This is a genomic window from Mesorhizobium intechi, from assembly GCF_002879535.1.
In the GTDB taxonomy this organism is placed as follows: Bacteria; Pseudomonadota; Alphaproteobacteria; order Rhizobiales; family Rhizobiaceae; genus Mesorhizobium; species Mesorhizobium intechi.
The window spans coordinates 1-6,675 of the sequence record NZ_PNOT02000347.1 but is presented as its reverse complement, the minus strand read 5'-3'; the positions used below and the strand labels follow the sequence as shown (position 1 = coordinate 6,675).

Here is a 6,675-nt window from a genome sequence, read left to right as displayed (position 1 = left end):
GTGCGTGGCCAGGCTGGGGTCGGCATACTTATGGGCGACGCTGCCGACAGCCCTGTTGTCGTCGACAAGGTCCAGCCCTCGGGGATGCTTCTGGTCGGATATCGGTTTTGATGCCCACACATAGTGCAATGCAGGCCGCGGCAGGCTCCAGCCGGATCGATCTGAACGCCGAGTTCAGATCGCCGAGGCAAGGCCCGCATATCCTCATTGTCGAAGACGATATCGAGATCGCCCGCATGCTGGGCGAGACGCTCACGGAAAACGGCATGATCGTGGAAATCGCCGCCAACGGCGTCCGCATGAACGCCGCGCTTCGCAACCAGAAATTCGATCTCATCTTGCTCGATATCATGCTGCCTGGCGAGAACGGCCTCAGCATCTGCCGCCGGCTTCGTGCGCAAACGAACGTTCCGATCCTGATGCTGACCGCGCTCGGCGAGGAGATCGACCGCATCTTCGGGCTGGAGATCGGCGCCGACGATTACGTGACCAAACCGTTCAGCGCGCGCGAACTGACGGCAAGGATAAGGGCGTTGCTACGCCGCACGGCCTACGCTCCCGACGAACGGGACCGCACAAAGGTGCTTCGCTTCAACGGCTGGCGCCTCGATCCCGTCCGCCGGCAATTGCATGATCCCAGCAATGCGCGGGTTGCGACCACGACGCATGAATTCGACCTGCTGCTGGCGTTCTGCCGCAATGCGGGCCGTGTTCTGTCGCGCGAGGAGCTTCTCAGCGTCACCCATGCCGGGCTTGCCGGCCCGATCGAGCGAAGCGTCGATGTCCATGTCAGCCGGATTCGCCAGAAGATCGAAAAAGACGCGCGCGATCCGGTACTTCTCAAGACTGTCCGGCTGGGTGGCTACATCTTCACCGCCACCGTGGAGGAAGCGTGAGGCGCTTGGTCCGCCGTTTCCTGCCGCAGTCGGTGCGTGGGCAGTTCGCGGCGATCATTTTCATCGCGGTGATCGCGATCCTGTCCGTCGGATCGGTCGTCGAAGGGTTGATAGCGAATATCGACCTTCCCGTCGTGGAAGATAGCGCCAAGCGGGCTGCCGTTGTCGCTGCCTTGCTGCGCCAAACACCAAGCGAAGCTCGCGGCGCTGTTCTGGCTGCGGCGACGCGCGCCGGCTTTGATTTCAAGATCCTGCCCAGGCAACAGATCAGCAATATTCCGGATTCCTATCTGCAATGGCGAAGCATCGGATGGCTTCTCCAGATCGAGAGCTGCTCGATCCCTGGGCGCTGGATAAGGCTCGGCGGCCAGTATGCGTTTGTCATCGATCTGGACCAGGAGAGCGTCCTGGCGCATTTCGGCATGCCCGATTCCTGGCTAACGTCAGGCTTCGTCCGGGTCTCGTTCTACAGGTTCATGGCTTTCGTCGCCTTGCCCTTACTGATCTGGTTGTTTGCGGTCCGGGCTGTGACGGAGCCGTTGAAGCGCATCTCGAACGCAGTGGGGGAAGCCGAGATCGAGAATGGCAAAGAGCTTTTCGCCGAACGCGGCTCCATCGAAATGGTCGGCTTGGCGCGCGCGCTGAACAGGATGCGAACGCGAATCCGCACGATGATCGAAAACCGCACCCGCATGCTGCGCAGCGTCAGTCATGATCTGCGCACGCCGTTGACGCGGCTGCGGCTTCGCGCCGAGCGCATGGATGAAGGCCCCGTTCGAACCGCCATATTGTCCGACATCCAGCACATCGAAGATCTGATCGACGAGACCCTGACCTATCTGCGCAACGACGTCTCGACGGAAACGCTGCAGCGGGCCGACATTGCCAGCGTGCTGCAGACCGTCTGCGCCGAATTCTCCGACGTCGGGTTTTCGGTTGCCTATTCCGGGCCGGACAGGCTTCTGGGCTGGTGCAAACCAAATGCGCTGGCGCGCGCCATCACCAACCTGTGCGACAATGGGGTCAAATTCGCCGGCAACGTAACCGTCGCATTGACGCAGACCGACACGGCGGCGCGCATCGCGGTCGGCGACGATGGGCCAGGCATTTCGATGACGGCGCGCTCCCGTGTTTTCGAACCCTTCTTCAAGGAGGACATGTCGCGCGGCGTTGCGTCGAAACACGGCTTCGGTCTGGGCCTGTCGATCGTCGCGGACATCATCCAGGGTCACGGCGGCAAGATCGAACTGCACGACAACCAGCCAAGCGGCCTCGTCGTGACCGTCGATCTGCCGAATGCGCCCAAGGTCCGGCCCTTATAGGAGGGGCGACGCCCTGCCCGGGGTCCGATGATCCCAGATTGCCGGAGCTTATCTCGAGGCCTCCGAAGGCTTGCTTCAGGAAATTTTGGTGCGGTCGAGAAGACTCGAACTTCCACGGGTTGCCCCACAGCGACCTCAACGCTGCGCGTCTACCAATTCCGCCACGACCGCACGTGGTAGGAGCCGGAACCGACCGGCTCGCGGCGTGTAGCAAATCGTTTCCGGCGAAACAAGTGCGCGATGCGCAATAATGTCAGCCGATTGGCATATCCGTCCACAGGATCGGAATGAGCATGTGGAACTGGACGTTTGCACCCGATATCGCCATATGGAAGGCGGATGCATGTTGCCCGAAAGTGCGTGGCGGTTTTGGGACCGCGGCATGCATGAACAAAAACGAAGACCCATGACAGAACGCAGCCAGATCGCCACGTCGTTCCTGCCGCTCCCCGGTTCGGCACCGGTCGAGTGGCGCATCGAGCCCGGCCTGACCGCCTACCCCGATGCGCTGGCCTTCATGGAAGCGCGGGCCGAGGCGATCCGCAGCGGGGCCGCCGGCGAAATGGTCTGGCTGGTCGAGCATCCCCCGCTCTACACCGCGGGCACCAGCGCCCGCATCGAGGACCTGATCGAGCCCGACCGCTTTCCGGTCTTTGCCGCCGGGCGTGGCGGCGAATACACCTATCATGGGCCAGGCCAGCGGGTCGCCTATGTCATGCTCGACCTGAAACGGCGGCGCGAGGATGTGCGCGCTTTCGTCGCCGCGCTCGAACAGTGGATCATCGGCACGCTCGCCGCCTTCAACGTGCGCGGCGAACGCCGCGAGGACCGGGTTGGCGTCTGGGTGGTGCGGCCCGATCGCCCTGCATTGCCGGACGGCTCGCCCGCCGAGGACAAGATCGCGGCCATCGGCATCCGGCTGCGGCGCTGGGTGAGCTTTCACGGCATCGCCATCAACGTCGAACCGGAGCTCGAGCATTTTGGCGGCATCGTGCCGTGCGGGGTTCAGGACCACGGCGTCACCAGTCTCGTCGACCTTGGCCTGCCCGTCGGCATGGCCGATCTGGATCTCGCGCTGAAATCAGCCTTCGAGGATGTTTTCGGTCCCGTGGCGGCTTTGCCTGCCGAGGCCGTCCGCAAGACAGGTTGATCCTTTCGGGCCCAACCAGCTCAGAGCAACTGCCCCGACGCCCACAGAACGCCGCAGCCATGGATGACGAACACCGCCAGCAGCGCACCGGCGATGGCGAAGCGGTCGACGGTACGGATAGGTTTCAGCTCGTAACGCGGCTTTACTCCGCTGCCCATCGTCAGCAGGCTGAGGATTGAAAAGACCGCTCCGGTCGCCAGCAGGAAGCCGGAGGAAAAGCCGGCCTGCCAGCCCACCGCCAGGAACGCCGAGAGCAGGAAGAACGAGGCCAGGGCCAGCGCGACCGGCCCCGGGCAGATCTGGCGCAGAACCTGGCCGCCGTCGAACTTCCACACCGGCACCAGATTGGCGATGTTGAACAGGGCCGCACAGCCTGCCAGTGCCGCCAGCAGCGCTGCCGCGCCCCTATGCCCCTCGTTGCCGGCCAGCGCACTGGCCGCGATGACGATCGGCACCAGGAAAGCGGAAAAGCCCGCCCCCATCAGCGCCACGAAGGCCACTTCGAAACGGCTGTTGTAGGGCCGGCCGCCAATGGCGACGCCGCCGAGCAGCGGGATGAAGATCATCCGCGCCTTGCGGTGGCCCATCAGCCGGAACGCCGCCATGTGGCCGAGTTCGTGCAGGGCCACGACGGACGTCAGGATGGCGGCCAGCGCCAGCCCGCCAAGATGGAGGCCGAAGAACGGCCACAGGATCAGTGCCGACAGCACGGCAAAACCGACCTGGCTCAGCGGATGCTCGAACCAGCCGCCCTTGCGGTACTGCCCGGTCATCGCCCAACGTTGCAGCTTGGACAGTTCGCGGCGCATGGCAAAGTAGCGGAACACCAGAAAGGCAACGCCACGGTAACGATCCGTCCGGCCAAGCGTCACCCTCGTGCCGCTGCCTTCGGAAACCAGCTCTGCGGTTTCGCGATAGTCTTTCCAGAACGAAGCATCGAGCGCGGTATCCTCAAGCACTCGCATCGAGAAGCGGCTGCCCTCGACGACATCGTCAAACCGCGCCCTGCGCTCGATCGGCTCGCCGTCGCGGCCTTCCCACGACAGCATGATGCGGGACACACCCTCCCCGTCCAGCGGCTCGGCCGACACGATCTCGCCGGACCAGCCGGCATCGCTGCCAAGCGGCCATAGCGCCTGCCAGAGGCGCTGGCGGCCCATCGCAATCACGCGGCTGACCCTGACCGTGCGCGAACCAAGCGGCACGGTCATCAAGAGAAAGATCAGCCCGAGATTGCTGGCCACAAGAATGGCCGTGACGATGGGCGACACCTGAATGTTGCTCCTGCCAGAGTGGCGCACCTTAGCGTCGCGGCGGCAAGAAAGGCTTAACAGGGAAGCGGGTTTCACCCACGAGGACCGACGGCGGCGAGAGCCGCCAGCTCACATGGCGCCGATCCAGATCGCCATGGAAATGAGGAAAGTGCTCATGCAAACCAGTGAGATGACATCCTGAACCAGATCGGTCATAACTCTCTCCTGTTGTTGATATGTTCGCAATTTGTTCTAATTTTGTTTCAATGTCAACGCGCAGAATCCGGCCTCGCCAGAATCTCCGGGCGATCAGATTGGCAGGGTTAAGGAAAGGTTGACGGCGCGGCGCTTATCAACAGGCCACGACAATGCGTGAGGACAGGCCGTCGGCGGGGTTCGGAAAACCTGATGAGATTCGGTCGAACCTATCTTCGCTGAATCGCCGCTGGATCTGTCGATGTCCGGTCTGTTCGCCTCAATGTCGGCACAGCCTTAAAGCGGCACGACCTTGCCGTCGGCGAGCGTGACGCGCCGGTCCATGCGCGATGCCAGTTCGTGGTTGTGGGTGGCGATCAGTGCCGCCAGGCCCGATTGTTTGACCAGCGCGCCCAGCGCCTCGAAGACATAGGAAGCGGTGACCGGGTCGAGATTGCCGGTCGGCTCGTCAGCCAGCAGCACCAGCGGAGCATTGGCGACGGCGCGGGCAATGGCGACGCGCTGCTGTTCGCCGCCCGAGAGTTCGGACGGCCGGTGCGAAGCGCGCTTGCCGATCTGCATATAGTCGAGCAGTTGCGCGGCGCGCTCGGCCGCTTCCTTGCGTGGCAGGCCCTTGATCAACTGCGGCATCATGATGTTTTCCAGCGCGGAAAACTCCGGCAGCAGATGATGGAACTGGTAGACGAAGCCGACATCGTTGCGGCGGATCGACGTGCGTTCGTCATCGGAGAGCCGCCCGCAGGCGCGGCCGGCCAGGATCACATCGCCGGCGTCGGGGCGTTCCAGCAAGCCGGCCGTGTGCAGCAGCGTCGACTTGCCGGTGCCCGAGGGAGCAACCAGCGCCACCATCTCGCCGCGCTTCAGCGAGAAATCGGCGCCGTTCAGGATGGTGAGCTTGCGCGGCCCCTGGACATAGTGCCGCTCGACGCTCTTCAGCTCGATAATGACCTCGGCCACTACTCGTACCTCAAGGCTTCGACCGGATCGAGGCGAGCCGCCCGCCATGCCGGAAACACCGTCGCCAGGAAGGACAGCCCAAGCGCCATGATGATGACATAGGTCGTCTCGCGCGGGTCCATCTTCGCCGGCAGCTGGCTCAGGAAATAGAGCTCCGGGTTGAACAGCACCTTGCCCGTCATCCAGGAGAAGAACTGGCGGATCGATTCGATGTTGGTGCAGATCACGACGCCGAGCAGCACGCCGGCGAGCGTGCCGGTGACGCCGATCGCCGCCCCCGTCATCAGGAAGATGCGCAGGATGGCGCCACGCGAGGCGCCCATGGTGCGCAGGATGGCGATGTCGTGCCCCTTGTCCTTCACCAGCATGATCAGTCCTGAAATGATGTTGAGCGCCGCCACCAGCACGATCAGCGTCAGGATCATGAACATGACGTTGCGCTCGACCTGCAGGGCGGAAAAGAAGGTCTCGTTGCGCTGGCGCCAGTCGACCATCTCGATGGGCCGTTGCGCCGCCTCTTCCACCTTCGGTTTCAGCGCGTCGACATTGTCGGGATTGTCGACATAGATCTCGATCGTCTGCGCGCGGCCATCCATGTTGAAATAGAGCTGCGCCTCGGAGAAGGGCATGTAGACGATGGACGTGTCATATTCCGACATGCCGACTTCAAAGATCGCCGCGATCTTGTAGCCTTTCATGCGCGGCGTCGTGCCGATCGGCGTCACGTCGCCATCGGGCGAGATGAGCGTAATGGTGTCGCCCAGCGTCAGGCCGAGATTCTCGGCCATGCGCTTGCCGACGGCAACGCCCTCGCCCGAATCGAAACCGGCGAGTGACCCCTGCTTGATGTTGTTGGCGACGATGGCGATCTTGCCGAGGTC

7 protein-coding genes and 1 tRNA gene are annotated in these 6,675 nt (G+C 63.3%); 4 read left to right on the top strand and 4 right to left on the bottom strand.

Annotated features, from left to right (window positions below):
- The 3 genes from C1D09_RS29270 to C1D09_RS29260 all read left to right on the top strand — a co-directional run.
- On the top strand, positions 1-111 hold a 111-nt coding region (locus C1D09_RS29270), incomplete at its 5' end, for a MipA/OmpV family protein (RefSeq protein WP_208760446.1).
- Between the two features lie 17 nt (positions 112-128).
- Positions 129-896 (top strand): response regulator, encoded by a 768-nt coding sequence (locus tag C1D09_RS29265; protein ID WP_167514799.1) that lies wholly within the window; start codon positions 129-131, stop codon positions 894-896.
- The gene (locus C1D09_RS29260) at positions 893-2,218 is read left to right on the top strand and encodes a HAMP domain-containing sensor histidine kinase (RefSeq protein ID WP_143977464.1); all 1,326 of its coding nucleotides are present in this window, start codon (positions 893-895) and stop codon (positions 2,216-2,218) included. The genes C1D09_RS29265 and C1D09_RS29260 overlap by 4 nt, the downstream gene beginning before the upstream one ends.
- An 86-nt stretch (positions 2,219-2,304) precedes the next feature.
- On the opposite strand, the gene C1D09_RS29255 is transcribed toward C1D09_RS29260, so the two are convergent.
- Positions 2,305-2,389 (bottom strand) — tRNA-Leu (locus C1D09_RS29255).
- A gap of 235 nt (positions 2,390-2,624) precedes the next feature.
- Between C1D09_RS29255 and lipB the strand changes: the two genes are divergently transcribed.
- Positions 2,625-3,368, top strand: a complete 744-nt coding sequence (gene lipB / locus C1D09_RS29250) for a lipoyl(octanoyl) transferase LipB (protein WP_143977463.1) — start codon at positions 2,625-2,627, stop codon at positions 3,366-3,368.
- A 20-nt stretch (positions 3,369-3,388) separates the two neighbouring features.
- On the opposite strand, the gene C1D09_RS29245 is transcribed toward lipB, so the two are convergent.
- The 3 genes from C1D09_RS29245 to C1D09_RS29235 form a co-directional block, all read right to left on the bottom strand.
- A complete protein-coding gene (locus C1D09_RS29245; RefSeq protein WP_143977462.1) occupies positions 3,389-4,639 on the bottom strand; it encodes a site-2 protease family protein in 1,251 nt (416 codons plus the stop codon).
- A 474-nt stretch (positions 4,640-5,113) separates the two neighbouring features.
- The gene (locus C1D09_RS29240; protein ID WP_179295835.1) at positions 5,114-5,842 is read right to left on the bottom strand and encodes an ABC transporter ATP-binding protein; all 729 of its coding nucleotides are present in this window, start codon (positions 5,840-5,842) and stop codon (positions 5,114-5,116) included.
- On the bottom strand, positions 5,794-6,675 hold an 882-nt coding region (locus tag C1D09_RS29235; RefSeq protein WP_143977461.1), incomplete at its 5' end, for a lipoprotein-releasing ABC transporter permease subunit. The genes C1D09_RS29240 and C1D09_RS29235, both read right to left, overlap by 49 nt.

Excerpts from the sequence above, each read along its gene's own strand:
- C1D09_RS29265 (WP_167514799.1), top strand. The coding sequence starts at position 129 with ATGCAGGCCGCGGCAGGCTCCAGCCGGATCGATCTGAACGCCGAGTTC.
- lipB (WP_143977463.1), top strand. The coding sequence starts at position 2,625 with ATGACAGAACGCAGCCAGATCGCCACGTCGTTCCTGCCGCTCCCCGGT.
- C1D09_RS29240 (WP_179295835.1), bottom strand. The coding sequence starts at position 5,842 with ATGGCGGGCGGCTCGCCTCGATCCGGTCGAAGCCTTGAGGTACGAGTA.